General features: G+C 60.6%; 24 protein-coding genes and 1 pseudogene. 6 read left to right on the top strand and 19 right to left on the bottom strand.

Features of this window, described 5'->3' with window-relative positions; translation table 11 throughout:
- Positions 1-84 precede the first annotated feature (84 nt).
- Entirely contained in the window at positions 85-1,074 is a 990-nt protein-coding gene (locus AMC88_RS10200) for a potassium channel beta subunit family protein (protein ID WP_046977056.1), read from the bottom strand.
- A 303-nt stretch (positions 1,075-1,377) separates the two neighbouring features.
- Here AMC88_RS10200 and AMC88_RS10195 point away from each other — a divergent pair, with 303 nt between their 5' ends.
- A complete protein-coding gene (locus tag AMC88_RS10195; RefSeq protein ID WP_012483702.1) occupies positions 1,378-2,052 on the top strand; it encodes a cupin domain-containing protein in 675 nt (224 codons plus the stop codon).
- 106 nt (positions 2,053-2,158) lie between these two features.
- Complete coding sequence (locus tag AMC88_RS10190; protein WP_064825206.1) at positions 2,159-3,253, top strand: flavin monoamine oxidase family protein; 1,095 nt, start codon at positions 2,159-2,161, stop codon at positions 3,251-3,253.
- A gap of 110 nt (positions 3,254-3,363) precedes the next feature.
- On the opposite strand, the gene AMC88_RS10185 is transcribed toward AMC88_RS10190, so the two are convergent.
- Positions 3,364-4,974 (bottom strand): arylsulfatase B, encoded by a 1,611-nt coding sequence (locus AMC88_RS10185; RefSeq protein WP_418314089.1) that lies wholly within the window; start codon positions 4,972-4,974, stop codon positions 3,364-3,366.
- 695 nt (positions 4,975-5,669) lie between these two features.
- Here AMC88_RS10185 and AMC88_RS10180 point away from each other — a divergent pair.
- The gene (locus AMC88_RS10180; RefSeq protein ID WP_064825204.1) at positions 5,670-7,154 is read left to right on the top strand and encodes a DUF1254 domain-containing protein; all 1,485 of its coding nucleotides are present in this window, start codon (positions 5,670-5,672) and stop codon (positions 7,152-7,154) included.
- 75 nt (positions 7,155-7,229) lie between these two features.
- Here AMC88_RS10180 and AMC88_RS10175 read toward each other — a convergent pair whose 3' ends face one another.
- Positions 7,230-7,979: a hypothetical protein gene (locus AMC88_RS10175; protein WP_012483698.1), complete on the bottom strand. Its 750-nt coding sequence runs from the start codon at positions 7,977-7,979 to the stop codon at positions 7,230-7,232.
- Between the two features lie 604 nt (positions 7,980-8,583).
- On the opposite strand from AMC88_RS10175, the gene AMC88_RS31965 reads away from it, so the two are divergent.
- The gene (locus tag AMC88_RS31965) at positions 8,584-9,534 is read left to right on the top strand and encodes a formylglycine-generating enzyme family protein (protein WP_167355281.1); all 951 of its coding nucleotides are present in this window, start codon (positions 8,584-8,586) and stop codon (positions 9,532-9,534) included.
- 428 nt (positions 9,535-9,962) lie between these two features.
- On the opposite strand, the gene ntrC is transcribed toward AMC88_RS31965, so the two are convergent.
- Genes ntrC through dusB form a run of 3 tightly spaced genes read right to left on the bottom strand, consistent with a single transcriptional unit; the run spans position 9,963 to position 13,581 of the window.
- Entirely contained in the window at positions 9,963-11,414 is a 1,452-nt protein-coding gene (ntrC, locus tag AMC88_RS10165; protein WP_012483696.1) for a nitrogen regulation protein NR(I), read from the bottom strand.
- The gene (locus AMC88_RS10160; protein WP_016732969.1) at positions 11,411-12,565 is read right to left on the bottom strand and encodes a two-component system sensor histidine kinase NtrB; all 1,155 of its coding nucleotides are present in this window, start codon (positions 12,563-12,565) and stop codon (positions 11,411-11,413) included. The genes ntrC and AMC88_RS10160 overlap by 4 nt, the downstream gene beginning before the upstream one ends.
- Positions 12,562-13,581 carry a tRNA dihydrouridine synthase DusB gene (gene dusB, locus AMC88_RS10155; protein ID WP_012483694.1) on the bottom strand — a complete coding sequence of 340 codons (1,020 nt, stop codon included), beginning with the start codon at positions 13,579-13,581 and terminating at the stop codon, positions 12,562-12,564. The genes AMC88_RS10160 and dusB overlap by 4 nt, the downstream gene beginning before the upstream one ends.
- 143 nt (positions 13,582-13,724) lie before the next feature.
- On the opposite strand from dusB, the gene AMC88_RS10150 reads away from it, so the two are divergent.
- Complete coding sequence (locus tag AMC88_RS10150; RefSeq protein WP_012483693.1) at positions 13,725-14,942, top strand: bifunctional 2-C-methyl-D-erythritol 4-phosphate cytidylyltransferase/2-C-methyl-D-erythritol 2,4-cyclodiphosphate synthase; 1,218 nt, start codon at positions 13,725-13,727, stop codon at positions 14,940-14,942.
- The gene (locus AMC88_RS10145; protein ID WP_170965673.1) at positions 14,939-15,442 is read left to right on the top strand and encodes a CinA family protein; all 504 of its coding nucleotides are present in this window, start codon (positions 14,939-14,941) and stop codon (positions 15,440-15,442) included. Before AMC88_RS10150 ends, AMC88_RS10145 begins: the two co-directional genes overlap by 4 nt.
- A gap of 19 nt (positions 15,443-15,461) precedes the next feature.
- Here the strand turns inward: AMC88_RS10145 and AMC88_RS10140 are convergent, their stop codons facing one another.
- From AMC88_RS10140 to AMC88_RS10080, 13 genes and pseudogenes are all read right to left on the bottom strand, one after another.
- The gene (locus AMC88_RS10140) at positions 15,462-15,914 is read right to left on the bottom strand and encodes a type II toxin-antitoxin system RatA family toxin (RefSeq protein ID WP_010022061.1); all 453 of its coding nucleotides are present in this window, start codon (positions 15,912-15,914) and stop codon (positions 15,462-15,464) included.
- Between the two features lie 9 nt (positions 15,915-15,923).
- Positions 15,924-16,503: pseudogene (locus AMC88_RS34030) on the bottom strand (AAA family ATPase).
- 246 nt (positions 16,504-16,749) lie between these two features.
- A complete protein-coding gene (gene lipA, locus AMC88_RS10130; protein ID WP_012483690.1) occupies positions 16,750-17,721 on the bottom strand; it encodes a lipoyl synthase in 972 nt (323 codons plus the stop codon).
- 47 nt (positions 17,722-17,768) lie between these two features.
- Positions 17,769-18,017, bottom strand: a complete 249-nt coding sequence (locus tag AMC88_RS10125) for a GlsB/YeaQ/YmgE family stress response membrane protein (RefSeq protein ID WP_012483689.1) — start codon at positions 18,015-18,017, stop codon at positions 17,769-17,771.
- Positions 18,018-18,031: 14 nt separating this feature from the next.
- Positions 18,032-18,286: a GlsB/YeaQ/YmgE family stress response membrane protein gene (locus AMC88_RS10120; RefSeq protein ID WP_003573335.1), complete on the bottom strand. Its 255-nt coding sequence runs from the start codon at positions 18,284-18,286 to the stop codon at positions 18,032-18,034.
- A 111-nt stretch (positions 18,287-18,397) separates the two neighbouring features.
- Entirely contained in the window at positions 18,398-19,843 is a 1,446-nt protein-coding gene (gene lpdA, locus AMC88_RS10115) for a dihydrolipoyl dehydrogenase (protein WP_064825202.1), read from the bottom strand.
- Between the two features lie 18 nt (positions 19,844-19,861).
- A complete protein-coding gene (locus AMC88_RS10110; protein ID WP_012483687.1) occupies positions 19,862-20,443 on the bottom strand; it encodes a GNAT family N-acetyltransferase in 582 nt (193 codons plus the stop codon).
- A gap of 4 nt (positions 20,444-20,447) precedes the next feature.
- Positions 20,448-21,089 carry an SGNH/GDSL hydrolase family protein gene (locus AMC88_RS10105; RefSeq protein ID WP_012483686.1) on the bottom strand — a complete coding sequence of 214 codons (642 nt, stop codon included), beginning with the start codon at positions 21,087-21,089 and terminating at the stop codon, positions 20,448-20,450.
- Between the two features lie 19 nt (positions 21,090-21,108).
- On the bottom strand, positions 21,109-22,461 hold the full coding sequence (locus AMC88_RS10100) for a pyruvate dehydrogenase complex dihydrolipoamide acetyltransferase (RefSeq protein WP_012483685.1): 1,353 nt from the start codon (positions 22,459-22,461) through the stop codon (positions 21,109-21,111).
- A gap of 1 nt (position 22,462) precedes the next feature.
- The gene (locus AMC88_RS10095; protein WP_064825201.1) at positions 22,463-22,765 is read right to left on the bottom strand and encodes a hypothetical protein; all 303 of its coding nucleotides are present in this window, start codon (positions 22,763-22,765) and stop codon (positions 22,463-22,465) included.
- 11 nt (positions 22,766-22,776) lie between these two features.
- Positions 22,777-24,174, bottom strand: a complete 1,398-nt coding sequence (locus tag AMC88_RS10090; RefSeq protein WP_010023483.1) for a pyruvate dehydrogenase complex E1 component subunit beta — start codon at positions 24,172-24,174, stop codon at positions 22,777-22,779.
- Between the two features lie 16 nt (positions 24,175-24,190).
- Complete coding sequence (pdhA, locus tag AMC88_RS10085) at positions 24,191-25,237, bottom strand: pyruvate dehydrogenase (acetyl-transferring) E1 component subunit alpha (protein WP_012483684.1); 1,047 nt, start codon at positions 25,235-25,237, stop codon at positions 24,191-24,193.
- Between the two features lie 145 nt (positions 25,238-25,382).
- A complete protein-coding gene (locus tag AMC88_RS10080; RefSeq protein ID WP_012483683.1) occupies positions 25,383-25,703 on the bottom strand; it encodes an FtsB family cell division protein in 321 nt (106 codons plus the stop codon).
- Positions 25,704-25,748 lie beyond the last annotated feature (45 nt).

Raw genomic sequence — 25,748 nt, 5'->3', positions numbered from 1 at the left:
ATCCGCGCCTGTCGACCTGATGCCGCAGCCTTTCTGTCTCTGTTTTCATGCGTGTCGTTAGCGCACAGTCTCGCGCGACAGGTTCTAGAATCGACGCGGGCCCTCCGGCTTATTTCCGGCAATCGCGTCGATCCGCTCCATCACCTCAGGTGTCATCTTGTGCCGGTGCGAAAGGGCCGCAAGGTTGTCCTGCAGCTGGCTGGCGCGTGAGGCGCCGAGAATGACGGTGGAGACGTTGCGATTGGCGAGGCACCACAGAAGGGCCAGATGGGTGATCGACAGGCCGACTTCGTCGGCGAGTTTTGCGAGCTGACCGACCTTTTGGAGCTGGGCGCGGCCGGCGTCGCTCGACCACTTCTCTTTCAGCCATTCATAGCCGGGCAAGTTCATGCGGCTGTCGGCCGGCACGCCGTTATTGTATTTGCCGGTCAGAACGCCCGAGGCGAGCGGTGACCAGATGGTGGTGCCGAGGCCGATGAGGTCATAGAGCGGGAGATAATCGGATTCGACCTTCTGGCGTTCGAAGATGTTGTACTGCGGCTGCTCCATGGTCGGCGGCGTGATGCGCAGGTCCCGGGTCACGGCATAGGCTTCCGTCAGTTGCTGCGCCGACCATTCCGATGTCCCCCAATAAAGCACCTTGCCTTGGGCGACGAGATCGTGCATCGCCCGGACCGTTTCCTCGATCGGCGTGTCGATGTCCGGGCGATGGCAGAAGTAGAGATCGAGGTAATCGACCTGAAGCCGCTTCAGCGCGGCATGGCAGGCGTCGGTCACATGCTTGCGCGACAAGCCGCGCTGCGTCGGCTTCTGGCCTCCCCAGAAAACCTTGCTGGAGACGACGAAGCTGTCGCGGCTCCAACCGAGCGCTTTCAGCGCCTCGCCCATGACGATCTCGGACTTGCCGCTTTCATAGCCTTCGGCATTGTCGAAGAAGTTCACCCCGTTATCGTAGGCAAGCCTCATGAGGTCGACGGCGTCACCGCCGTTCACCTGCTTGCCGAAAGTGACCCATGAGCCGAAGGAGAACTCGCTCACCTGCAGGCCCGACTTTCCCAAACGACGATATTCCATCATGCAGCTCCCGCAAATTATGAACATGTGCCGGCCGGTACCCGGCCTCGACGTCACACGATCGATCAACGACCGATCGGCTTAATCTATGGCATGAACGACAATATGCGAGCCTCGGCGCAACAAGCTGCTTAGACCAGCCCCGAGAAGGATGCTCAATGCGGTTTTGATGCCTCCTCGATATTGGCTCTCATTTCCGCGACCGATTGTGTCCGGTAAACTTCTTGCCGTTATCGAAGAATAACGGTGAGATGAAGTCCGGTGGCGTCAAGTTTCGGGTGGTGCTGACGATGGAGAAACACGATGCGTCTGAATGATGATTTCACCAGGCCGACGGTCGTGCACGCCGCGAAACTGGATTGGGTCGCCAGTCCGGCTCGCGGGGTCGATCGCCGGATGCTTTATCGCGTCGGCGAGGAAGTGGCTCGGGCGACCTCGATTGTCCGCTATGCCGCAGGCAGCGTATTTCCATCTCATACCCACACGGGCGGTGAAGAAATATTGGTGCTCGACGGGATATTCCAGGACGAACACGGTCGCTTCCCGGCCGGATCATACTTCCGCAATCCGCCGGGGACGTCGCATGCGCCCGCATCCGCTGACGGGTGCACCATCTTCGTCAAGCTCTGGCAGTTTCGCGAGGGCGACGAGGCGCAAATCGTGCGCAGACCGGGTGAAGGAGAGCCTGGAGTTCAGAACGATGCCGTCACCGCAACGATCCTGTTCGATGACGGTCATGAGCAGGTCTATCTTCAAAGGTGGGGTCGCAACGCCTCAACCAAACTTTCGAATCATCGTGGATTGGAACTGCTGGTTCTTGAAGGTGAGCTGTCCGTTGGAACGGAGCGACTTCGATCCCAGAGCTGGATGCGGCTGCCTGAAGGCGAAAACCTGCTGGCGAGCGCCGGTCCAGAGGGTGCATATGCCTGGATCAAAGACGCTCCGCTGCAGCACGCCGATGTTCTGAAACTGCCATAGCGGGTTACGTCTTTGACTGGACGCCAGCATGCGCGGCCCTGTAAATAAAACCCGCGCTGAAATTCGCCCGCTTCATGCATTCTGATGGCGGGCCAGAGGTAGTTTGATGAAAAGATGCCAAGTCGCTGTCGTCGGCGGAGGGCTCGCGGGGCTCTGCGCGGCACGGGCCCTCAATTCGAAGGGCATCGACTTCCTGTTGCTTGAAGCAAGGGATCGGCTGGGCGGCCGCATCCTGACATCAGACGAACATGGAATTCCTTCCGACGACGGGTTCGATCTCGGCCCCTCCTGGTTCTGGCCGATGATGCAGCTTGATATGGCCGAGCTCGTTCTGGAACTGGGGCTCCCGTCGTTCTCGCAAAACAATGATGGCGATGTGATATTCGAGCGAATGTCGCGGGAAGGACCGCAAAGGTATCGCCCTGTCGAACAGCAGGGAAAATCGCTTCGACTGACCGGCGGTTCGGCGGCGCTGGTGCGAGCTTTGGAACGAGAGATCCCGGCCGACAGAGTTCAACTCAGCAGCCGTGTTTCGGCCATGGCGCTTACCGGTGACGGTATCGAAATTACCTCGAACGCTGCGGACGGCATGGCCGCGGTGGTCCACGCGCAGCAGGTCATTTGCGCCTTGCCGCCTCGATTGCTTGAGGCAAACGTGACGTTCACGCCGCAGCAGGAAGAATCCAGCTTGGCTCGCTGGCGCGATACGCCGACCTGGATGGCGCCGCACGCCAAGTTTTTCGCAATCTATGATCGGCCCTTCTGGCGCGACGGCGGATTATCGGGCACCGCGCAGAGCATGGTCGGGCCGATGGTCGAAATGCATGACGCGACGCTGGCGAATGGAAAGGCAGCGCTCTTCGGCTTCCTCGGCGTCGGCGCGGATCAGCGGGCGGCATGGGGTGACGAGGCATTGACGAAAGCCTGTCTTGCTCAGTTCGGGCGAATTTTCGGCGCTGGCGCATTGGAACCGCGTGCCACAATTTTGAAAGACTGGGCAGCTGACCCATTCACTGCAACAGTCCGCGACCGCGTCGCAGCCGGGCACCTGTCGGCCGAGGATAAGGATTGGGTCTGCGGACCGTGGGCCCAGCGACTGTTCATGGCCGGCAGCGAGACGAGCGCGACTGAACCCGGCTTCCTTGCCGGCGCCGTTGCCGCTGCGAGACGGGCTGTGTTGACGATTGTCTCGCCACCCTGATCGCGACGAACTGCCTCCTCAATGGCTAAACAGAAAGCAAAACTCTCGCTTCTTCACAGGACGAACGGCCCCGCCAGGCCGCTCGTCCTCGGGATAAACCGCCAAATCACTCAATCTCCAACATTAAACATTTCGGCCGCGTCGGGCAGCACCGTGTCCGAATGCAAGAGCAATCGCACGGCGTCCTGCATGATCAGAGGGGGAGACATCTGTGAGGCGAGCTCGATCACTCGCGCTTGCAGTGTCTTCACCATCTCGGGGTTTTGATCGGCAAGGTTTGTGGTCTCGGACCTATCTTTCGAAAGATCGAAGAGTTCGACCTTCGGCGGCAACGTCGTCTTCCACACAAGCTTCCAATCGCCCTGGCGCACGGCGGCAGTCATTGGTTCAACGTTGTAGACGATCTCGGTGCGTGGCGATGGCTTTCCCTCGCCAAGCATCGGCCACATGTCCATCCCATCGAGCGGCTTGTTTTTGCCCGGCGTAGCACCGGCGAGAGCCGCCAAGGTCGGATACATGTCAACGACGTGCATCATTCCGTCGGCCGAGCCAGGCTCGATCTTTCCCGGCCAGTTGATCAGGCCAACGACGCGTGTGCCGCCTTCATATGTCGTCCCCTTGCCCTGCCGGTAAGGACCGTTATCGGCCGGAAGCTTGCCCTTGACATCGCTTTCGCCCGCAAAGAACGCATCGACCACGCCGCCATTGTCGCTGTGAAAGAGAATGAGCGTATTCTCGCGCATGCCGCGTGTTTCGAGAGCTTCGACGACCCTGCCGATGCCATCATCCATCACCGAGATCATCGCTGCATAGGCTCGACGGCTCTCGTCGGCGATGTGGCTGTTACGGTCGAGATATTCCTTTGGCGCCTGGAAGGGCGTATGCGGCGACGTGAAGGCCAGATATAGGAACAAAGGTTTCGACTGATCGTGTTCATTGATCACTCGCACGGCTTCGGTAGCGAACAGGATATTGTCGAATCCTGCCTCCTCAATGGCTTCGTTATTCCGGTACCAATCAGCGTTGCCGTTTGCCGACTTATGCGTGGAGTGATCGATCTCGCCGAGCAGAGCGCCGTAGAATGAATCGAAGCCGCGCTGGCGCGGCCAGAATGCCGTATCGGCGTGGCCGAGGTGCCATTTGCCGCTCGCAGCGGTGGCGTAGCCTGCTTCCTTCAGCATTTCCGGCAAGAGATAATCATCGAGCGCCAAGCCGTAGGTGCCGCCCTGGGGAATGACGGCGGTCTGCATGCCGTAGCGGAACGGATAACGCCCCGTCATTAACGCCGCCCGGGTCGGCGTGCACATGGGCTGGGCGTAGAATTGCTCAAGCCGCCCCCCCTTTTCCGCCAGTTGGTCGATGTTTGGCGTCTTTATGTCAGAGCCGTGAAACCCGACATCCTTCCAACCCAAATCGTCGGCGACGATAAAAACAATGTTCGGCTTGGTCGACTGTGCCAACGCCGTTCCGGAAGCGAGCGTGGCGGCCAATCCGCGCATGCCAATCCTGCCGGCGATTTGCGCCGCCGCCAGCGAACCGCCAGTCGCAAGCATTGTCCGGCGCGTAAACTTTTTTGGACCGATCTCGTTATCAGGGTCCTTGTCCATCAGTTCTGTCTCCCCTCTGCTCGCCGGTTTGTCCGGCGTTTTGCCAAGAACGGTTCGTTGATGATCAAGCCTCCACCGGCAGGCGTTATTGCAGACCGGCACCGATCTCCGCATGTGGCATTTCTGTCTGATTGGCGAAAAAGCGAGCGCATGAACGCCCAGGCTTCCGGATCTCGTAATAGATCTGCAAAGACGTCGGAGCACAACTTTCTGATGTATCCTGACTCGTGCCACTGCAGACCGACATCCGCAGAAATGAGCGCGACTCTCAAGCGCCGGACGAATTGGCACTACTGGGCAATGTGCGGTCGATGTAATCGCAATCAATTGTGATGTCCGAGGACGATCTCTTCCTTGTCATCATGTTCGTTCCAATGGCGCACCGGTTCAATTAGTCTTTTAGGATGACGGGGCTGTCCCTGGTGTGCCAAAGATTCGCGAGGACCCACATCAGCGAAAATGCTGTATGCACAATGGCTTCCCCGTGCAGCATCACGCTGGCAATCGGTATGGAACGTCTGTGAAGCCTGTACGGACGTAATTAAGGCGCGGGCTGCTCAACCCACCTGTCCTTACTGCACGCAATTTCTGGTTACAGTCTTCGATCTTCGTTCCAAAGTTGCCTCAACCATTCCCATTACTGGCTGCACCCATAGGAGTTAGTTGCCTCCGGTATTGGTGTAACTATCGCTAGTTTAGCTTTCTCTTTATAATTCCACCGTCACGCAGCCACAGAGCAGCTACGTGTCCAGGGGATACTTCAAAAGATCCATTCGCATTTCACCTGATCTTAACAACAGGAGGGAGCAATGCGTGCATTGACAAATGATGACGGAAATCTATTCAGCAAATTAAGACCAGCAGCTTTTCTTGCTCTTGGACTCGCGGCTTTTTCGATCGGCGCGGCAGATGCAAACTCCATCAGCGAAGAAGAGGCGCATGCGATAGGCGTGGAAGCGTACGTTTATTTCTACCCACTGCTATCTATGGACATCACCCGGAAGCAATTGACCAATGTCGAGGCCAAGAAGGGTGCGATCGGCGGCCCGTCCAATCAGTTCAACAACATCCTCGAGTTTCCTCCGGCGGACATGAAAGTCGTGGTCCGACCGAATTTCGACACTCTATATTCGAGCGCCTGGCTTGATTTGACGAAAGAACCGGTCGTGGTTTCGGCCCCCGACACCGGCGGACGTTTCTACCTGCTGCCCATGCTCGACATGTGGACTGACGTGTTCGCGGCACCAGGCTGGCGGACCACCGGAACTGCGGCCGGTCATTTCCTGATTACCCCTCCTGGCTGGCGGCCGGATCTGAGTGAAGGGTTCGATGAGTTCAAACTGCCAACGGGAACCCAACGGATCAACGCACCGACGCCCTATGTATGGGTCATCGGACGGACAAAGACCGATGGACCGCCTGACTATGACGCCGTTCATAAGGTCCAGGACGGTTACACCGTCACATTGCTTTCGGAGTGGGGAAAGGAGGCAAAACCGGTGCCGGTGAAAATCGACCCGTCGGTGGATATGAAGACCCCACCCAAGACCCAGGTCGATACCGCCTCGGCAGGAGCTTATTTCGCCTATGCTGCTGAGCTCCTGAAACTACATCCGCCGCACAGTACCGATCAGCCCTTGCTTGCCCGAATGAAGAGGATCGGCATTGAACCAGGCAAGAGTTTCGATCTCTCCAAAGCAGATGCAGTCGTCCAAAAGGCGCTCGAGACTGTTCCACAGGACGCTCAGGCGCTGATGGCCTGGAAGGTGAAGACACTGGCACGCGTCGCCAACGGCTGGTCGATGAATACCGACACGATGGGCGTATATGGCAATTACTATCTAAAGCGCGCCGTCATTGCCCAGCAAGGTCTCGGCGCCAACCTGCCCGAAGATGCCATCTATCCGCTTAATCTTGCCGACGAAAACGGCCAGCCGCTTGATGGCAGAAACAACTACGCGATCCACTTTGACAAGGATCAAATTCCGCCGGTCCAAGCCTTCTGGTCTGTGACGCTATATGACGACGAAGGATTCCAGGTTGCCAATTCCCTCAACCGCTTCGCAGTCAGCAGCTGGATGCCGTTCAAGTACAACGCCGACGGCTCACTCGATCTCTATTTCCAGAACGAGAGCCCCGGCAAGGACATGGAATGGAACTGGTTGCCAGCACCTCAAGGGCGATACAACCTGACAATGCGGCTCTATGCACCGAAGCCCGATGCTCTGACAGGCAGATGGAACCCGCCGCCGGTCACCAAGGCAAGCACGGCATCTCCTCTCGCTGTGCAATAACCGACAGTAAAAAAGTGAGCGGAATGGCCACAGCCGAAGAAATTCCTGATCGATTTCTTCTGTCAGAGGCGCCCGCTAGAACCGGATCGCAAGGCCCAGAATCGGGCCTTGCTGCACGGCATCGAATATAAAGCCATCATCCCGATAATTGACGCCGAGGGCGCGGTAGCCTGCGACGGCGGAGGTGGTTTCGTTAAACTTGTAGCCCAGCCCTGCCATAACATCCCAATCGATGTCCGCACCGCCGCCGCCGACAAGTCCCCAGCCCGTCAGGAAGACTTTCGGCGTGAAAAAGTAGTCGCCCTTGATGCCAGCCAGGGCGTCCACCCATGTGGCGCTGTCGTCCTCGGAAACCCCGTCAAGAATGCCGCCGTTGAAAGATATGTTGGTGTCAACGGACCAGAGCCTGGCACCGCCCACGACATCGAGACGGCCGTTGGGACCGTCAAGGACCGAATAGCCGACGCCGAGCAGACCGGCAAAAGTCTTGGAGGTAACCTCGACGTTGTTCACGATGAGACCCCTTGGCGTGTCGGCGTCATTGGAGAGCTTGGTGTACATGATGTCGCCGAAGATGCTGAAGCGATCGTAGCGCGCTTCGCCAATGGCCATCATGGCAAAATCGAGATTCTCAAAGATATCGCCGAAGCCAGCGTCGACATGAACCTGAGGAAGGCCAAACTGCGCCATGTCTCCGGACATGCTCGCACCCCACAAATAAGGGGCAAACGTAAAAGTCCATCCACTCTGGGTCTCTATAGGTTTTGCATCCGGGTTCAAAAGCGACGTCATATCCGCCGCCTCGAGTGAGCCACAAGCGGTCATTGCGCCTAGAAAGATGGCGGCATACCCAATGTAGTATTTCAAGTTCTTATCCCCCCAAGAGATTCGCCGCCCCTTCGCGGCGATTCAGATCATGCTTGCATAGACCTTTCATTCGCTCAGCGAACATCACGGAGCGCAAGGCCATCCAGCACGGCCGGCGGCCGCGACAGCTGTAGTTCGGAAATAGATGCTGATCAGGTACTTAACCGAGATAATACGAGCCCCCCGCCGCGGCCGGTCGCCGATAATTATATTAGCATCATCTTACCATTCAATGGTATGATTCGAAAATAAACCTCGGTCGAGGCGTGATAGCTGTGACCCCTGATTGATTTTGCGGTTTCGAGTCAACAATCTGTGGCTGTGCGAGATCTTCGCCGGACTCTGCAGTGGCTGTGAATGGATGCTCAAGTCGGCCTTTCGGCTCCGGCGGCAGTGTGTGCCGGCACCAAAAGCCATCGACGGACAATTGGAGGTCGCGGTGCTGCGAGCAACAAAGCACGAGTTTCCAAGGCGAAAAGGATCCAAGGCTTCGATGCTTCAACGAGGAGAGACGCCCCCGAACAAGCCGGACGTAAGGGCTGCGCGTCCTCGGGACTTGACTATGGCCTACATTCCCGGCGGCACATTTCGGATGGGCTCAGACAAGTACTATCCCGAGGAAGCGCCCGTGCATCGCGTGAGCGTCGATGGCTTCTGGGTGGATCGGACACCGGTCACAAACCGCCAATTTCGAGAATTCGTCGAGGCCACCGGTTACGTGACTTTTGCCGAGATTGCTCCTGATCCACGAGATTATCCTGGCGCACCCGCACATCTTCTCAAGGCCGGCTCCGCAGTATTCCTGCCTCCGAACCATCCCGTTGACCTTGGTGACATTTCGAAGTGGTGGACATTCACTTTCGGCGCGAACTGGCGTCACCCGTATGGAAAGGGCAGTTCGATCCGCAAACTGGACGATCACCCTGTCGTGCATGTCGCGTATGAGGACGCCGCAGCCTATGCGGCCTGGGCCGGCAAATCGCTTCCGACGGAAGCTGAATGGGAGTTCGCGGCCCGTGGCGGCCTTGATGGTGCCGAATATGCCTGGGGTGACGAACTCACCCCTGGGGGCAGACACATGGCAAACACCTGGCAAGGACAATTCCCACACGAAAATTGTGCGGGCGACGGCTTCGAGCGGACGTCTCCAGTCACGGCATTTCCGGCGAATGGCTATGACGTGTACGACATGATCGGCAATGTGTGGGAATGGACAACCGATTGGTATTCGCCGCGAAATAAGGGCGACGTGTCCAAAGCCTGCTGCATTCCACAAAATCCGCGCGGTGCATCTGAAAGTGACAGCTATGATCCCGGCATGCCCGAAATCAGAATTCCCCGGAAGGTGATTAAAGGGGGATCGCACCTTTGCGCGCCCAACTATTGCCGCCGTTATCGCCCCGCCGCACGACATCCTGAACCGGTCGACACGTCGACCAGCCACTTGGGTTTTCGATGCGTTGTGCGAAACTTAGAAACCGAAGTGGCTGAAGACGTAAATTCCCACGGCTGACCAGGCGCTGGTCACTTGCGGGATCGTAGCAATATTTCCTATCTCGACCCCTAGTATCGCCCACCCAACGGCACCCGGTCATTAAGCCGACAGAAGCAACGGCCGATCACACGATTTAGAACAGATCAGCAACATCCGAGCGGAAGCGGGACGTTATCCCCCGCCGACCCCCGCGCGCCATCCACCGGTTATCCACAGCTTATCCACAGGCGCGGTGGCCGCGAGCGCAGCAACTTCAATGACATTTGCCCGGCGGCAAACAATAGCTCGCAAATACTATGTGACCATCAAATGACACTGCGCTTTTGTTTGCCGGCGCAGATACAAACGATGACGAGGCTGGGATAGATTTAGTTTTGTTCCCGACCGTGGCGGCGGATACTGGGAGGAGGAGGCGGTGGGCAAACGAGGAGCCCACCGCCTTTTTATCAGGCGGTGCGGGAGCTTCTGTAAACAGAAACGCCGAGCTCCCTGATCTTCTTGCGCAAAGTGTTGCGGTTGAGGCCGAGAAGATCGGCCGCCTTGATCTGGTTCCCGCGCGTTGCCGTGAGTGCCGCAAGGATCAACGGGTATTCCATCTCGGTCAGCACACGGTCGTAGAGGCCGGGCGGTGGCAGGTTTTCGCCGAAGCCGGCGAAATAGGTGCGCATATTCTCCTCGACGGCCTGCGCGATCGTCATTGAGCCATTGCGGATCGGCCCCTTGTCGATCGGGCTGTCGGGCACATCGGAGCGCAGCTCGGCGTCGATGATCTCACGGGTGATGACATCCTGCGGATAGAGCGCCATCAGGCGACGGATGAGATTTTCCAGCTCACGGACGTTGCCCGGCCAGGCATAGGCCTTCATCAGTTCCAGCGCCTCCTGATCGAAGCGTTTGGAGCCGAGGCCTTCCTTTTCGGCCTGCTGGATGAAATGGCGCACGAGATCGGGAATGTCCTCGGCGCGGTCGCGCAGCGGCGGCAGGCGCAACGGCACGACATTGAGGCGGTAGTAGAGATCCTCGCGAAAGAGCCCCTGATTGATCGCCTGCTTCAGATCCTTGTTGGTGGCGGCGACGATGCGCACATCGGTGCGGATCGGCGTGCGGCCGCCGACGGTGGTGTATTCGCCCTGCTGCAGCACGCGCAGCAGCCGGGTTTGGGCGTCCATCGGCATGTCGCCGATTTCATCGAGAAACAGCGTGCCGCCTTCGGCCTGTTCGAAGCGGCCGGTCGAGCGGGTCTGCGCCCCGGTGAAAGCGCCCTTCTCATGGCCGAAGAGCTCGGATTCGATCAGGTCGCGCGGGATGGCCGCCATATTGATCGCGACGAAGGGGCCGTTGCGGCGCTTGCCGTAATCATGCAGCGCGCGGGCGACAAGCTCCTTGCCGGTGCCGGATTCGCCGGTGATCATCAGCGTCAGGTCCGTCTGCATCAGGCGGGCGAGCACGCGGTAGATTTCCTGCATCGCCGCCGACCGGCCGACGAGCGGCATACCGTCCTGCATGTCCTCTTCCAGCTTGGCGGGCTTGCGCTTCGGCTCGGCGAGCGCGCGGCCGATGATGCCGATCAGTTCGGTCAGGTCAAAAGGCTTCGGCAGATAGTCGTAGGCGCCCTTCTCGGAAGCCTTGATGGCGGTCATGAAGGTGTTCTGCGCGCTCATGACCAGAACCGGCAGATCGGGACGGGCCTTCTTGATGCGCGGCAACAGGTCGAAGGCGTTTTCATCAGGCATCACCACGTCGGTGACGACAAGATCGCCCTCGCCCGCCGAAATCCAGCGCCATAGGGTAGCGGCGTTCGAGGTGATGCGAACATCATAGCCGGCGCGGCTCAAAGCCTGGTTGAGCACGGTACGGATCGCCGCATCATCATCTGCAACGAGGATCGTGGCTGTCATCGAGAAGGTCCTGTCGAGCTTGCGGAAGAAGCATCCTCGAGCGAAACGTCCTTCGACGCCGGCATGAGAACGCGGAAAGTCGTGCGGCTGTTCTGGCTGTCGCATTCGATGATGCCGCCGTGATCACCGATGATCTTGGCGACCAGCGCCAGGCCGAGGCCGCTGCCGTTGGTCTTGGTGGTGATGAAGGGATCGAAGAGATGCGGCAGCAGATCGGCGGGAACGCCGGGGCCGTTGTCGTGAACGCAGAATTCCAAGGGCAGCGAGATCTTTTCGCGGGTGCCGGCGACGGAAAGACGAATGCCGGGGCGATAGGCGGTCGTCAGCATGATCTCGCCGTCCGGCCGATCGCCGACGGCTTCGGCGGCGTTTTTCACCAGGTTGAGGAAGACCTGGACAAGCTGGTCGCGATTGGCATAGACGGCCGGCAGCGATGGGTCATAGCTCTCAGTGACGCGGATGTTGCGGGCAAAACCGGCCTTGGCGACGGCCTTCACATGATCGAGCACGGAATGGATATTGACCGGCATGCGATCGACCGGGCGTTCGTCGGAAAAGACTTCCATGCGATCCACCAGCGAGACGATGCGGTCGGTTTCGTCGCAGATCAGCCGGGTGAGCGCCCGGTCGTCGTCGACCGCGGACTGCTCGAGCAGCTGCGCGGCGCCGCGGATGCCGGAGAGCGGGTTCTTGATCTCATGCGCCAGCATCGAGGCGAGACCGGTCACCGAGCGGGCAGCGGCGCGATGCGTCAACTGCCGGTCGATCTTGTCGGCCATCGATCGCTCCTGAAAGACGATGACGACGGCGCCGGGCTCGCTGATCACCGGGGCGACGTAGAGGTCGACGAGCTTGTCCTGACCGAGCCGTGGCGAGCTCAGATCGACGCGATATTCATTGACCGGCGCCTTGCGCTCGCGCACCTGATCGATCAGGGCGAGCAGCGGGCTGCCGAAGGGGATGAAAGTCGAGATCCGGTAACGCGCCAGATGCGAGGCGCTGGCGCCGAAAAAGGCCTCCGCCTCCCAATTGGCGAAGGCGACGAAGCCGGATTCGTCGACCATGACAACCGGGTTCTGGATGGCGTTCAGCACGGCCATGGCGACGGTGCCGCCGGTCTGATCGGGCGGAGATATGATATCCTTCGTCATGCCGCCTCCCGGCTGTCGACAACAGCTGCATCAAGTGCATCGTAAAGGCGTGCAGCCACCTCGCCCGGATCGCGCGAGGTCATGATCGCAGCCTTCTCGCCGCCGGCAAGTGCGGGGGCAAAACGCTCGAGATACCAGCCGAGATGCTTGCGGGCATGGCGGATCGCCACCGCCTCCCCGTAGAAATCGAGCATCATCCGGTAATGTTCGACGGCGATATCTGCAATGTCTTCGCGTTGCGGCTCCGCCGCACCGGCAAGCACGCCGGCATGCCACGGCCTGCCCTGGCAGCCCCTGCCGATCATCACCGCATCGGCGCCGGAACGGCGCAATATTTCCTGCGCATCTTCCGCGGTCTCGACATCGCCATTGGCGATCAGCGGGATGGAGATGACGTCGCGGACGGCACGGATCGCATCCCAATCGGCGCGGCCGTCGTAAAACTGCATGCGGGTCCGCCCATGAATGGTGACGAGCTGGATACCGGCGGCTTCGGCGCGGCGGGCAATGTCGGGCGCGTTGATGGAATTCTCGTCCCAGCCGAGACGCATCTTCAACGTCACAGGAATATCGACGGCCTTGACCGTCGCTTCGATCAGGCCGAGCGCATGATCGGGATCGCGCATCAGCGCCGAGCCGGAATAACCCCCGATCACTTTCTTTGCCGGGCAACCCATATTGATGTCGATGATATCGGCGCCATGATCGGCAGCGATCCTGGCTGCCTCCGCCATCCAGTGGGCCTCGCGGCCGGCGAGCTGAACCATATGCGGCCGGAAGCCGGCGGCCTTGAGCCGCGACCAGGATTCGGCGGTATCGTTGACCAGTTCGCGGCTCGCCACCATCTCGGTGACCACGAGCCCGGCCCCGAAGCGCCACGCCAGCTCGCGGAAGGGCATGTCCGTGACGCCGGACATCGGCGCCAGCACAACGCGGTTCCGCACGGATACGGATCCGATTCGGAAAGGCGCTGCGAGGTCCTTGGAAATCAAATGATTATCTTTCAGGCACACCATGTAACTGCATTATTTTTAGCCATAGATCCATGGCTTTGCCAAGGGGTCTCGGATCGAAATCGATATTTTTCGGGCGGATGCTGGAAAAGGCCCAAGCAAGAGGTTAGAGCACTCCGGTCAATTCCGCATATTTTAGGGGATTTATGCTGCAAATGCCGTCCAAGCAACCGATATCGGCTGGAATTGTCATCGTTGCCGCCGGCCGCGGCGAGCGTGCCGGATCTCCCACGGAAGGCCCCAAGCAATATCGCCCGATCGGCGGCAAGCCGGTTATCGTCCATACGCTTGAAAACTTCATGACATGGGAGCCGGCGACTGCGATCGTGGTCGTCATTCATCCCGATGACGAGGCGCTGTTCGCCAAGGCATTCCGCCATATCATTTCGGCAACGCCAATCGAAACGGTGCATGGCGGCCCGACCCGGCAGCGATCGGTGCTGGCCGGTCTTCGATACCTCAAGGACAAGCATGTCAGCCATGTGCTAATCCACGATGCGGTGCGGCCTTTTTTTGACCACACGCTTCTCGACCGCATTGCCGAAAACCTTGCCAACGGCGCGCTAGCAGTGCTGCCGGCCATGCCGGTCACCGATACGCTGAAACGCGCCGACGGCGCCGGCACGGTGCTGACGACGGTATCGCGCGAGCAGCTTTTTGCGGCGCAGACGCCGCAATCCTTCGCCTTCGAAACCATTCTCGACGCGCATGAAAAGGCGGCGGCGAGCGGACGCAGCGATTTCACCGACGACGCCTCGATCGCCGAATGGCTGGGCATTCCGGTGACGATCGTCGAGGGCACGGGCGACAACGTCAAGCTGACGGTCAAGAAGGATATCGCCATGGCCGACGACAAGCTGTCGGCCTCACTGCTTCCCGATGTGCGCACCGGCAATGGCTACGACGTGCACCAGCTCGAAGCGGGCGACGGCGTGACGCTCTGCGGCGTATTCATTCCGCACGATCAGAAGCTGAAAGGCCATTCGGATGCCGACGTTGCGCTGCATGCGCTGACCGACGCGCTGCTTGCCACCTGCGGCGCCGGCGATATCGGCGATCATTTCCCGCCATCCGACCCGCAATGGAAGGGGGCGGCTTCGCGCATCTTCATCGAGCATGCCGCGCGGATCGTGCGCGAGCGCGGCGGCACGATCATGAATGCCGATGTCTCGCTGATCGCCGAGGCGCCGAAAGTCGGGCCGCATCGCGAGGCCATGCGGGCGAACCTGTCGGAATATCTCGGCATCGATCTCGAGCGCTGCTCGGTCAAGGCGACGACCAACGAGACGATCGGCTTCGTTGGGCGGCGCGAAGGCATCGCGGCGATCGCCACGGCGACCGTCGTCTATCGCGGGAGGACATGATGGGCCTTTTCCCTCCGGATATCCTTTCGGCGGCAGAGGCGATCATCCGCGACTTCACCGCGGCGGGGCTGATGGTGTCGACCGCCGAATCCTGCACCGGCGGGCTGATATCAGGCGCGTTGACGGAGATATCCGGCTCATCCGCCGTCGTCGACCGCGGCTTCGTCACCTACACGAACAGCGCCAAGACCGAGCTACTCGGGGTGCAGGCGCAAACGCTGCTGCGGTTCGGCGCAGTCTCCCAGGAGACCGCCCGGCAGATGGTGCACGGCGCCCTCTTCCGCTCGCGCGCCGATATCGCCGTCGCCGTCACCGGCATTGCCGGCCCCGGCGGCGGATCGGCCGAAAAACCGGTCGGCTTGGTGCATCTTGCCGCCAAATCGCGCGGCGGCGCCCTCATCCATCGGAAAATGCTCTACGGCGACATCGGCCGCAGCGAGGTTCGGATGGCAACGGTCAGGACGGCGCTGGAGATGGTGCGTTCGCTGCTCACGGGCTGAGGATGCCTGCAACCGGCCGTCAGACGGGAGCGTAGATCTTGCTCGCGCGCGTCTCGAAGGCTTCGGTGAACATGCGGAAGGCACGGTCGAACATCGAGCCCATCAGCGCCCCGAGAATGCGGCTCTTGAACTCGTAGTCGATGAAGAAATCGATCGTGCAGCCGCCGGACGGCGTCTCGGCAAAATGCCAGCGATTCTCGAGATATTTGAACGGGCCGTCGATATATTTGACCTCGATCACCCGCTCGGCCCGGTTCAAAAGCACCTGGGTCGTGAAGGTCTCGCGGATCGCCTTGTAGCCGACAGTCATATCGGCCACGAGCAGGATCCTGCCGTCACGCTCCTTGCGGCTCCTGACCGACAGCGCCTCGCAAAGCGGCAGGAACTCGGGATAATGTTCGACATCGGCAACGAGATCGAACATCTGGTCGGGCGTATGCGGAACGGAGCGGTGGGTTTCGAATTGCGGCATAGGCGGCAATTAAGCGGGCCGGCCGAGAAGATCAAGAAGCTCGCGCATCTGGCGACGGGATTTTAGCTGGAGAATCGGCATTTCAGGGCCGTGCTCTGCGATCCCGGCGGCATGATCTCGAAGTGCCGCCTCGATTAAGGGCACGGCATCGCGCTCGAAGTTCCAGATATAGGAAAGCGCATCCAGCGAGAGGCTTTCAGGGCAGCCGTCAGGCAGTTCGGGGCGATTTCGCCCTACTTAACGCAATGCTCTTGAGATGGCACCGTACAGACAGACATGTCTTGGCGGGCGAAGCCAGATGACCGCCTGCGCGCGCGGCAGGCGAAGATGGAAGGAGCTGAGACCGGTTCCATCCATGATCCAGCGCTCTCCCGCCACGGCCTTGGTGATAAAGCGATCGATCTCATCGCGCGGCCTCTTTCTCCAGCCCGGCAGCCAGTAGAACTCGCAGTCCATGGAGATGTAAGTAAGGTCGAGCGCTCGCGAGAGCCGCTTTGCGAGTGTGCTCTTGCCGCTGCCGGGGGCAGCCAATCACCAGGATACGGTCGGCTGCGGCCAGCATCGAATTCAACCCGGATGTGACATTCATCTGCGACCGCCCAAGGAAAAACCGCGATGAAAACCGCTGCGGTCAGTTTGCTAATTACCCTTGCTCTCTACTCGGCGTCATCCTCGGCCTTGTGCTGCCTTGTGCCGAGGATCTGCTGCCCTATCGACTAGAGGCAGATGCTCGGGACAAGCCCGATGACGAAAGAGAGGTTGGCTTGTATTGTCCGCCGGCCGTCTGACCGCAGCGAAAGATTGTCAGAGCCGCTTCCATAGGCAAGCGCAAACCTTACTCAGCTGCAACCAGAAGCTTCTTCTCACGCGCCGCACGCAGCCGCGCAAAGTCGTCGCCGGCATGGTGGGAGGAGCGGGTCAGCGGGCTGGAGGCGACCATCAGGAAGCCCTTGCTGTAGGCGACCGTCTCGTAGGACTTGAACTCGTCCGGGGTGACGAAGCTTTCGACCTTGTGGTGCTTGCGGGTCGGCTGCAGGTATTGGCCGATCGTCAGGAAGTCGACATCGGCGGTGCGCAGGTCGTCCATCAGCTGCAGCACCTCGTTGCGCTCCTCGCCGAGGCCGACCATGATGCCCGACTTGGTGAACATGGTGGGATCGAGTTCCTTCACCCGCTGCAACAGGCGGATGGAATGGAAATAGCGGGCACCGGGGCGAACCGTGAGATAGTTGCCGGCGACCGTTTCCATATTGTGATTGAAGACATCGGGCTTGGCGGCGACGACGCGCTCCAAGGCACCCGGCTTCTTCAGGAAGTCCGGCGTCAGGATTTCAATCGTTGTTGCCGGCGAGGCGGCGCGGATCGCCCAGATCACCTTTTCGAAATGCTCGGCGCCGCCATCTTCCAGGTCGTCGCGGTCGACCGAGGTGATGACGACGTGGCTGAGGCCCATCTCCTTGACCGCCTTGGCGACGTTCTCAGGCTCGGCCATATCGAGCGCGTTCGGCTTGCCGGTGGCGACATTGCAGAAGGCGCAGGCGCGGGTGCAGATCTCGCCCATGATCATGAAGGTGGCGTGCTTCTTGTCCCAGCACTCGCCGATATTCGGGCAGCCGGCCTCCTCGCAGACGGTGACGAGCTTGTGCTCCTTCACGATCGCCCGCGTCTCGGCATAGCCCTTGGAGGTCGGCGCCTTGACGCGGATCCAGTCGGGCTTGCGCATCACTTCCGTATCCGGCCGATGCGCCTTCTCCGGATGGCGCACGCGCTTGGCATCGGGATTGATCGTGTCGAGAATGGTCACCATTGCAGTTTCAGCTTTCCGTCGCCCTTAAAGCGGCATCATCTCTTGATCTAGCGCCGCACCAGCCGCGCAAGGAATATCAGCAGGCAGGCGCCAAGGAAACCCGTGACGAAATAACCGAGCCGTCCGCCGGCGAGCTGGACATGGAACTGGGCGAGGATGGCGGTGGCGACAACCGAGCCGACGATGCCGAGCACGATGTTCAGGAAAATCCCATATCGCGCCTCCATCAGCTTGCCGGCGAGCCAGCCTGCAAGGCCGCCGATGATGATTGCCGAAATCCAGCCCACGCCTTCCATGCCTGCCCTACCCCTTAAGCGACCGCCCTGGCGATCAGCACCACGATGATGGCGCCGACGGTGGCGTGGATGATCTGCACGACCAGCGCGTTGTCAATGCCCAGCGAAATCCCGAGCGCGCTGAACAGATAACCGCCGACGAAGGCACCGATGATGCCGCTGAGCAGGCATCGGATCAGGCCGCCGCCACCGACGACGAGGCTAGCGAGGAAGCCTGCCACCAGGCCGATCAGCAAAAACACCAGCAACGCCTGCGTCTCCATAGACATGATAACTTCCTTTCATCTTTTCCACCCCGGAGTGGCTTTCCGCTCCTGGAGTGGATTTCCACTCCTGGAGTAAATTTCCACCCCGGACAAAGAGGGCGGCCCCGGAAATTATCAAGCGTTCAGCACACGGCCATAGGCATCGAGCACCGCTTCCTTCATCGTTTCGGAGACGGTCGGATGCGGGAAGATCGTGTGCATCAGCTCTTCCTCGGTCGTCTCAAGGTTCATCGCGACGACAAAGCCCTGGATGAGCTCGGTGACTTCGGCGCCGACCATATGGGCGCCGAGCAGCTCGCCGGTCTTCTTGTCGAAGATCACCTTCACCATGCCCTGGTCTTCACCAAGCGCGATCGCTTTGCCGTTGGCGGCGAAGGAGAAGCGGCCGACGCGGATGTCACGGCCCAGTTCCTTGGCCTTGGCTTCGGTGAGACCGACGGAGGCGACCTGCGGGTTGCAATAGGTGCAGCCCGGGACCTTGCCCTTGTCGGTCGGGTGCACATTCGGCAGGCCGGCGATCTTTTCGACGCAGACCACACCCTCATGCTCGGCCTTGTGCGCCAGCATCGGCGGGCCGGCGACATCGCCGATCGCATAGATGCCGGCGACATTGGTCTTGCCGTAACCGTCGGCGACGACGCAGCCGCGGTCGGTCTTGATGCCGAGCGCCTCGAGGCCGAGATTTTCGATGTTGCCCTGAACGCCGACGGCCGAAATCATCCGGTCGGCGGTGATCTGCTGCACCTTGCCGTCTGACGTCTCGACATGGGCGGTGATGCTGCCGGCACCCTTTTCGACCTTCGTGACCTTGGCGCTGGTGAAGATCTTCAGGCCGCGCTTTTCCAGCTGCTTGCGGGCGATGGCGGTGATTTCGGCATCCTCGACCGGCATGATCGTCGGCATCACTTCGACGACCGTGACGTCGACGCCCATCGAGCGATAGAAGCTGGCGAATTCGATGCCGATCGCGCCCGATCCCATGACGATCAGCGACTTCGGCAGCGCGTCCGGCTTCAGTGCCTCGAAATAGGTCCAGATCAGCTTGCCATCGGGCTCGATGCCGGGCAGTGCTCGTGGGCGGGCGCCGGTCGCGACGATGATGTGCTTGGCGGTATAAGTGCCCTCGCCCTTGACGTTCTTCGGCAGCGGATGCTGCGGCTCGACGACCGGCTTCGACGACTTGCCGACGACGATCTCGCCGGGCTTGGTGATCTTTCCCTCGCCCCAGATGATGTCGATCTTGTTCTTCTTCATCAGGAAGCCGACGCCGGCATTCAGCCGGGCGGAGACGGCGCGCGAGCGGCCGACGACGGCCTTGGCGTCCGGCTTAACCGAACCTTCGAGAACGAGGCCGAAATCCTTGAAGTGGTTGGCGTGATCCAGCACCTCGGCCGAGCGCAGCAGCGCCTTCGTCGGGATGCAGCCCCAGTTCAGGCAGATGCCACCCATATGCTCGCGCTCGACGATCGCCGTCTTGAGGCCGAGCTGGCTGGCGCGGATGGCGGCGACATAGCCGCCCGGGCCGGAGCCGATGATGATGACGTCGTAGGATTCAGCCATGTGTGTCCTGCCCTTTGTTTACGCTGCGCTGCGGGTCATGAGCACCCACGCGTGTCTCTTGCTGTTTTCGAAGAGCGGCACGGCATCAGCGCGCGCAGCCTCCGAGAATCCGTTTCTTCCATAAAGCGACAGAGCCGCCTCGTTATCACTTGCGGTAATGAGACTGACAGACCGGAGATCGGCCCTGTCGATCTGATCCTCCAGCAGTCTGCGTCCGATGCCGATGCCGCGCAGATGGCGATAGACGCCGAGACTGCCGATGAACCAGCTTCCCACCACCGTCTTCTGCAAGGCGAGCATCGGCTCTGTCGCCGGGATCGTCGCCTCGATATCGCCTATGCCCTCATCCAGCGCATGGCCGATCGCCACACCTGCAACTTCGCCATAAGCCTCGGCGATGACGGCATCCCGCCAGCCGCCAACGGCTTCTTCCTCACTCATTTTCAGCCGCCCCCGCTCCAAAGGCGTGTCGCTTATGCCGTTCGCCACATCGGCGAACCAGAGCCAGGAGGCAAACCCATGCGATGCGATATCCGCCAGAATCGCTAGCTCCGAGGCATCCCGCCGTGAGGCCTGCCGCAGCGCGATGAAGGCGGTCATTTCCTCAAATCCCCAGCATCATCCGCACGATCGATTCCAGCCCGCGTCCGAGCGCACGCGTGTTTTCCGCATCGAGATGAATGCCGTCGATCGGCGTGGTCTTGGCGACGGAATTGCCGTCGAAGAAGCCGCAGCCGAGTTCGTCGGCAAGGTCACGGTAGAGTGTTGCAAGCTTGGCCGATTCCTCGATGCCGCCAGGAAAAGATGCGGCAAAAGGCACATTGCCCGTCGCGCAGATCGCCGGTGGCGCCACGATCAGGATTTCCGGCCCGTCGAACTCGAAGGGCCAGGCATGATTGCGGATCAGCCGTACGAGCCGGCTGATGCCCTGGCAGGCGGCAAAGGCCGAACCCGCCACGACCGGCTTCATGTCGTTGGTGCCGAGCAGGAGGATGACGAGGTCGAGCGGCGCATGCGTTTGCAGGATCGTCGGCAGAACGCGCGCGCCGTTGCGGTCGCAATCGGCGAGGTGATCGTCGAAAGCGGTGGTACGACCGTTCAGCCCTTCGGCAATGACGCGCGCCTCGCTGCCGAGCGCTGCCTGAAGCACGCTCGGCCAGCGATTCTTGTACTCATGACGGCCGATCGTCTCGGCGTCATAACCCCAGGTCAGCGAGTCGCCATAGCAAAGAACGGTCTTGGTCATTTCCGCCTCCGCTTAGCGCTTAGACAAGCATGCCCATCGGGTTTTCGATGTAGCCCTTGAAGGCCTGGAGCAGCTCGGCGCCGAGCGCGCCGTCGACGCAGCGATGGTCGGTCGACAGCGTGACGCTCATGACCGTAGCGATCGCCATTTCGCCGTTCTTGACGACGACCCGCTGCTCGCCGGCGCCGACCGCGAGGATCGTCGCATGCGGCGGGTTGACGACGGCGGCAAAGTTCTTGACGCCCATCATGCCCATGTTGGAGACCGAACTGGTGCCGCCCTGATATTCTTCGGGCTTCAGCTTGCGGTCCTTGGCCCGCTTGCCGAGGTCGCGCATCTCGTTGGAGATGACAGACAGCGTCTTCTGCTCGGCCTTGCGGATGATCGGGGTGATCAGGCCGCCGGGGATCGAGACGGCGACGCCGACATCGGCGTGCTTGTGCTTGACCATGTTGGTCTCGGTCCAGGAGACGTTGGCATCGGGAACGTCCCGCAGCGCCAGCGCCATGGCCTTGATGACCATGTCGTTGACCGAAAGCTTGTAGGCCGGAGCGCCGTCCTTGCGGGGAGCCGCATCGTTCAGCTGGGCGCGCAGCGCCATCAGCGCATCGAGCTCGCAATCGACGCTGACGTAGAAATGCGGGATCGTCTGCTTGGATTCGACCAGGCGCCGGGCGATCGTCTTGCGCATGCCGTCATGCGGCACGAGCTCGTAGGAGCCCGGCTCGAAGAGCTTGAGTACGGCGTCCTCGGAAGCGCCCTTCGGCGCTGCGGCGGCCGGAGCCGGAGCTGCGGCAGCCTGCGGAGCAGCAGCGGCCGGCGCGGCGGCAGCTTTTGCACCGCCGCCGGCAACGGCGGCTTCGACATCGCTCTTGACGACGCGACCATGCGGGCCGGAGCCTGCAACCGCCGAAAGGTCGATGCCGGCTTCCCGCGCGAGCCTGCGGGCAAGCGGCGAAGAGAAGGTGCGGTTGCCGCCTGCAGAAACTGCCGCGGATGCGGCAGCGGGCGCAGCAGCCGGAGCCGCCTCAGCCTTCGCCGGCGCAGCCTCGGCCTTCGGCGCCGGTGCGGCTTCAGCCTTTGCCGGAGCGGGCGAACCCGCACCGCCTGCGGCGGCTGCGACATCCTCGCCATCGGCGGCGAGAACGGCGATCAGCGCGTTGACCTTGACACCTTCGGTGCCGGCGGCAACGACGAGCTTGGCGACGGTGCCTTCATCGACAGCTTCGACTTCCATCGTCGCTTTGTCAGTCTCGATCTCGGCGATCACATCGCCTGACTTGACCGTATCGCCTTCCTTGACCAGCCACTTGGCCAGATTGCCTTCTTCCATGGTCGGAGAGAGGGCGGGCATCGTGATATTGATCGGCATATTAGTGGCCCTCCCTGAGCGAACCGGCAACGGCGAGTTCAAGCTGCCGCCCGCCAATCGACTTTCCAATTGTGCGTGCCAAAATAAAGTTGAACACAAAAAAACTTGCGATCAGACCGCTAATAGCACCACTCCATTGCAGAAACGGAGTCATCGTCTCCCGAGGTATGCCGGCAATCCCACCAGCAACCCCTAAAACGAACCCAAAAGCTGCACCGGCAACAAAACCGCAGATGGCGCTGAGTAAAACCAACTTCCAATAGATCGACCAAGCAATGCGCCTGACATCTTTCATCACGGCCATCACCCGACCCCTTATTTGTAGCAAACAGCCTTCACCGCATCGACGACTTCGCCGACGTTCGGAAGCGCCAGCTTTTCGAGATTGGCGGCGTAAGGCATCGGCACGTCCTTGCCCGCAATCGTCAGGATCGGCGCATCGAGATAGTCGAAGGCCTGCTGCATGACGCGGGTGGCGATTTCGGTACCGACGGAAGACTGCGGATAACCTTCCTCGACGGTGACCAGGCGGCCGGTCTTCTTGACCGATTCGATGACCGTCGGAAGATCCATCGGGCGGATGGTGCGAAGGTCGATCAGTTCGACGTCGATGCCGATCTTTTCGAGTTCGGCAACCGCCTTCGTCGCATAGGTCATGCCGATGCCGAAGGAGACGACCGTGGCATCCTTGCCCGAACGATGGATGCGGGCCTTGCCGATCGGCAGGACGAAATTATCGAGCTTCGGCACATCAAAATGCTGGCCGTAGAGAATTTCGTTCTCAAGGAAGATCACCGGGTTCGGATCGCGGATCGCCGCCTTCAGCAGGCCCTTGGCGTCGGATGCCGTGTAGGGCATGACGACCTTCAGGCCGGGGATCGCGCTGTACCAGGCGGCGTAATCCTGGCTGTGCTGGGCGCCGACGCGGGCAGCAGCACCGTTCGGGCCGCGGAAGACGATCGGAGCGCCCATCTGGCCGCCGGACATATAGAGCGTCTTGGCGGCCGAGTTGATGATGTGGTCGATCGCCTGCATGGCGAAGTTGAAGGTCATGAATTCGACGATCGGGCGAAGGCCTGCCATGGCGGCGCCAACGCCGACACCGGCAAAGCCGTGTTCGGTAATCGGCGTATCGATGACGCGGCGGGGGCCGAATTCCTGCAGCAGGCCTTGCGTGACCTTGTAGGCGCCCTGATATTCGGCGACCTCCTCGCCCATGACGAAGACGTCGTCACTGGCGCGCATTTCTTCGGCCATGGCGTCGCGCAGCGCTTCGCGCACAGTCATCGACACCATTTCGGTGCCAGCCGGGATTTCCGGGTCGTTCGGCACGGCAGCCTTCGGCTCGGCGGGAACGGGAGCGGCGGCCGAACCGGTATTTGTCGGCTTTTCTTCCTGGGCAACCTGCGGAGCTGCGACCGGAGCCGGCTGGGCAGCAGCAGGAGCGGTTGAAATCGCGTCGGCCGATTCGCCATCCTGCAGCAGCACGGCGATCTTGGTGTTGACCTTGACGCCTTCGGTGCCGGCATCGACGAGCAGCTTGCCGATGATGCCTTCGTCGACGGCTTCGACTTCCATCGTCGCCTTGTCGGTTTCGATTTCGGCAATTACGTCGCCGGAGGTGACCTTGTCACCTTCCTGCTTCAGCCATTTGGACAGAGTGCCTTCTTCCATCGTCGGGGAGAGGGCGGGCATGAGGATATCGATAGGCATGGGTTCCCTCCCCCGATTAGAGCAGAATGTCGGTGTAGAGCTCGGATGCATCCGGCTCCGGATCGGCCTGGGCGAAATCGGCGCTGTCAGCGACGATGTCGCGGACATCCTTGTCGATCGCCTTCAGATCGTCTTCGGAGGCCCAACCCTTTTCGATGAGGCGCGCCTTGACCTGCTCGATCGGGTCCTGCTCGGAGCGCATCTTCTGCACTTCTTCCTTCGTGCGGTACTTCGCCGGGTCCGACATGGAGTGGCCGCGGTAGCGATAGGTCAGCATTTCGAGGATGATCGGGCCCTTGCCGGAGCGGCAATGTTCAAGCGCCTCGTCGGCGGCCGCCTTGACGGCGCGTACATCCATGCCGTCGACCTGGATGCCGGGGATGCCGAAGCCGGATCCGCGCAGCGAGTAGTTCGATTGCGCGGTGGCGCGGGCCGTCGACGTGCCCATGGCGTAGCGGTTGTTCTCGACGATATAGACGATCGGCAGCTTCCAGAGAGCCGCCATGTTGAAGCTCTCGTAGACCTGGCCCTGGTTGGCGGCGCCGTCGCCGAAATAGGCGATCGAGACATTGCCGTTGCCGCGGTAATGATTGGCAAAGGCGAGACCGGTTCCGAGCGAAACCTGGGCGCCGACGATGCCGTGACCGCCGTAGAAGTGCTTCTCTTTCGAGAACATATGCATCGAGCCGCCCTTCCCGTGGGAATAGCCGCTGCGGCGCCCGGTCAGTTCCGCCATGACGCCGCGCGCTTCCATGCCGGTTGCCAGCATGTGGCCGTGGTCGCGATAGGCGGTGATGACTTGGTCGCCTTCCTTCTGCGCCATCTGCATGCCGACGACGACAGCTTCCTGGCCGATGTAGAGATGGCAAAAGCCGCCGATGAAGCCCATGCCGTAAAGCTGACCGGCCTTCTCCTCGAAGCGGCGGATCAGTAGCATCTCGCGATAGGCCTTGAGTTCCTCATCCCGATCGAAGTCGGCTACCGGGCCTCCATTCGATGCTTTGGCTGCTGGTTTTGCTGCAGTTTTGCGGCTGGAAACGGTCGCGGTCTTTCGCGGCGCCATTCAACCCTCCCTATGGGTTTGTCGTTTCTCGATGGCGCGTACCATAGGGAAGAAATATGACCACAGCAATGCCATAATTGCATGGCTCGTATTCGGCACTAAACTATTGGAAACACGTCAGTAATTCCAATTAACCGAATTTCGGTTAATTGGAATAATGATTGAATATGACGATCTCGTCGGCGCGCGACATATTCAGCTGATAGCGCGCCTTTTCGTCCAGCATATCCTTGTCGAGCGAACCGTCACTGAGGAGCGCGACCTGACTTTCCAGATGTTCGCGCTTCGCCTTCAATACCGCAAGCTCTTTTTCGCGCGCGACGCGCTGACGCTCGAACGTCTCCGTCGCCCGCAACCCATAATCGCCATGAATGCAATGATAGCCGAAATAGGAAAGGAAGGCGACCGTCATGGCCGGAATGACGAAGCGGCCGAGCTTTCTCTTCTTATGATGCTTTGTCCACATAGACGTATGCTCTTGAACGCATTACCAATTCGTTCAGCATAATGC

It is taken from the genome of Rhizobium phaseoli (assembly GCF_001664385.1).
In the GTDB taxonomy this organism is placed as follows: domain Bacteria; phylum Pseudomonadota; class Alphaproteobacteria; order Rhizobiales; family Rhizobiaceae; genus Rhizobium; species Rhizobium phaseoli.
This window is presented reverse-complemented; position numbering and strand designations above follow the sequence as displayed.

Coding starts and splice junctions, on each gene's coding strand:
- AMC88_RS10175 (WP_012483698.1), bottom strand. CDS start 7,979: ATGACCGCTTGTGGCTCACTCGAGGCGGCGGATATGACGTCGCTTTTG.
- AMC88_RS10150 (WP_012483693.1), top strand. CDS start 13,725: ATGCTGCAAATGCCGTCCAAGCAACCGATATCGGCTGGAATTGTCATC.
- AMC88_RS10120 (WP_003573335.1), bottom strand. CDS start 18,286: ATGTCTATGGAGACGCAGGCGTTGCTGGTGTTTTTGCTGATCGGCCTG.
- AMC88_RS10200 (WP_046977056.1), bottom strand. CDS start 1,074: ATGGAATATCGTCGTTTGGGAAAGTCGGGCCTGCAGGTGAGCGAGTTC.
- AMC88_RS10195 (WP_012483702.1), top strand. CDS start 1,378: ATGCGTCTGAATGATGATTTCACCAGGCCGACGGTCGTGCACGCCGCG.
- dusB (WP_012483694.1), bottom strand. CDS start 13,581: ATGGTGTGCCTGAAAGATAATCATTTGATTTCCAAGGACCTCGCAGCG.
- AMC88_RS10180 (WP_064825204.1), top strand. CDS start 5,670: ATGCGTGCATTGACAAATGATGACGGAAATCTATTCAGCAAATTAAGA.
- AMC88_RS10100 (WP_012483685.1), bottom strand. CDS start 22,461: ATGCCGATCAATATCACGATGCCCGCCCTCTCTCCGACCATGGAAGAA.
- AMC88_RS31965 (WP_167355281.1), top strand. CDS start 8,584: ATGGCCTACATTCCCGGCGGCACATTTCGGATGGGCTCAGACAAGTAC.
- lpdA (WP_064825202.1), bottom strand. CDS start 19,843: ATGGCTGAATCCTACGACGTCATCATCATCGGCTCCGGCCCGGGCGGC.
- AMC88_RS10090 (WP_010023483.1), bottom strand. CDS start 24,174: ATGCCTATCGATATCCTCATGCCCGCCCTCTCCCCGACGATGGAAGAA.
- AMC88_RS10145 (WP_170965673.1), top strand. CDS start 14,939: ATGATGGGCCTTTTCCCTCCGGATATCCTTTCGGCGGCAGAGGCGATC.
- AMC88_RS10110 (WP_012483687.1), bottom strand. CDS start 20,443: ATGACCGCCTTCATCGCGCTGCGGCAGGCCTCACGGCGGGATGCCTCG.
- ntrC (WP_012483696.1), bottom strand. CDS start 11,414: ATGACAGCCACGATCCTCGTTGCAGATGATGATGCGGCGATCCGTACC.
- lipA (WP_012483690.1), bottom strand. CDS start 17,721: ATGGTGACCATTCTCGACACGATCAATCCCGATGCCAAGCGCGTGCGC.
- AMC88_RS10190 (WP_064825206.1), top strand. CDS start 2,159: ATGAAAAGATGCCAAGTCGCTGTCGTCGGCGGAGGGCTCGCGGGGCTC.
- AMC88_RS10080 (WP_012483683.1), bottom strand. CDS start 25,703: ATGTGGACAAAGCATCATAAGAAGAGAAAGCTCGGCCGCTTCGTCATT.
- AMC88_RS10140 (WP_010022061.1), bottom strand. CDS start 15,914: ATGCCGCAATTCGAAACCCACCGCTCCGTTCCGCATACGCCCGACCAG.
- AMC88_RS10095 (WP_064825201.1), bottom strand. CDS start 22,765: ATGGCCGTGATGAAAGATGTCAGGCGCATTGCTTGGTCGATCTATTGG.
- AMC88_RS10105 (WP_012483686.1), bottom strand. CDS start 21,089: ATGACCAAGACCGTTCTTTGCTATGGCGACTCGCTGACCTGGGGTTAT.
- AMC88_RS10125 (WP_012483689.1), bottom strand. CDS start 18,017: ATGGAAGGCGTGGGCTGGATTTCGGCAATCATCATCGGCGGCCTTGCA.
- AMC88_RS10185 (WP_418314089.1), bottom strand. CDS start 4,974: ATGCGGAGATCGGTGCCGGTCTGCAATAACGCCTGCCGGTGGAGGCTT.
- pdhA (WP_012483684.1), bottom strand. CDS start 25,237: ATGGCGCCGCGAAAGACCGCGACCGTTTCCAGCCGCAAAACTGCAGCA.
- AMC88_RS10160 (WP_016732969.1), bottom strand. CDS start 12,565: ATGACGAAGGATATCATATCTCCGCCCGATCAGACCGGCGGCACCGTC.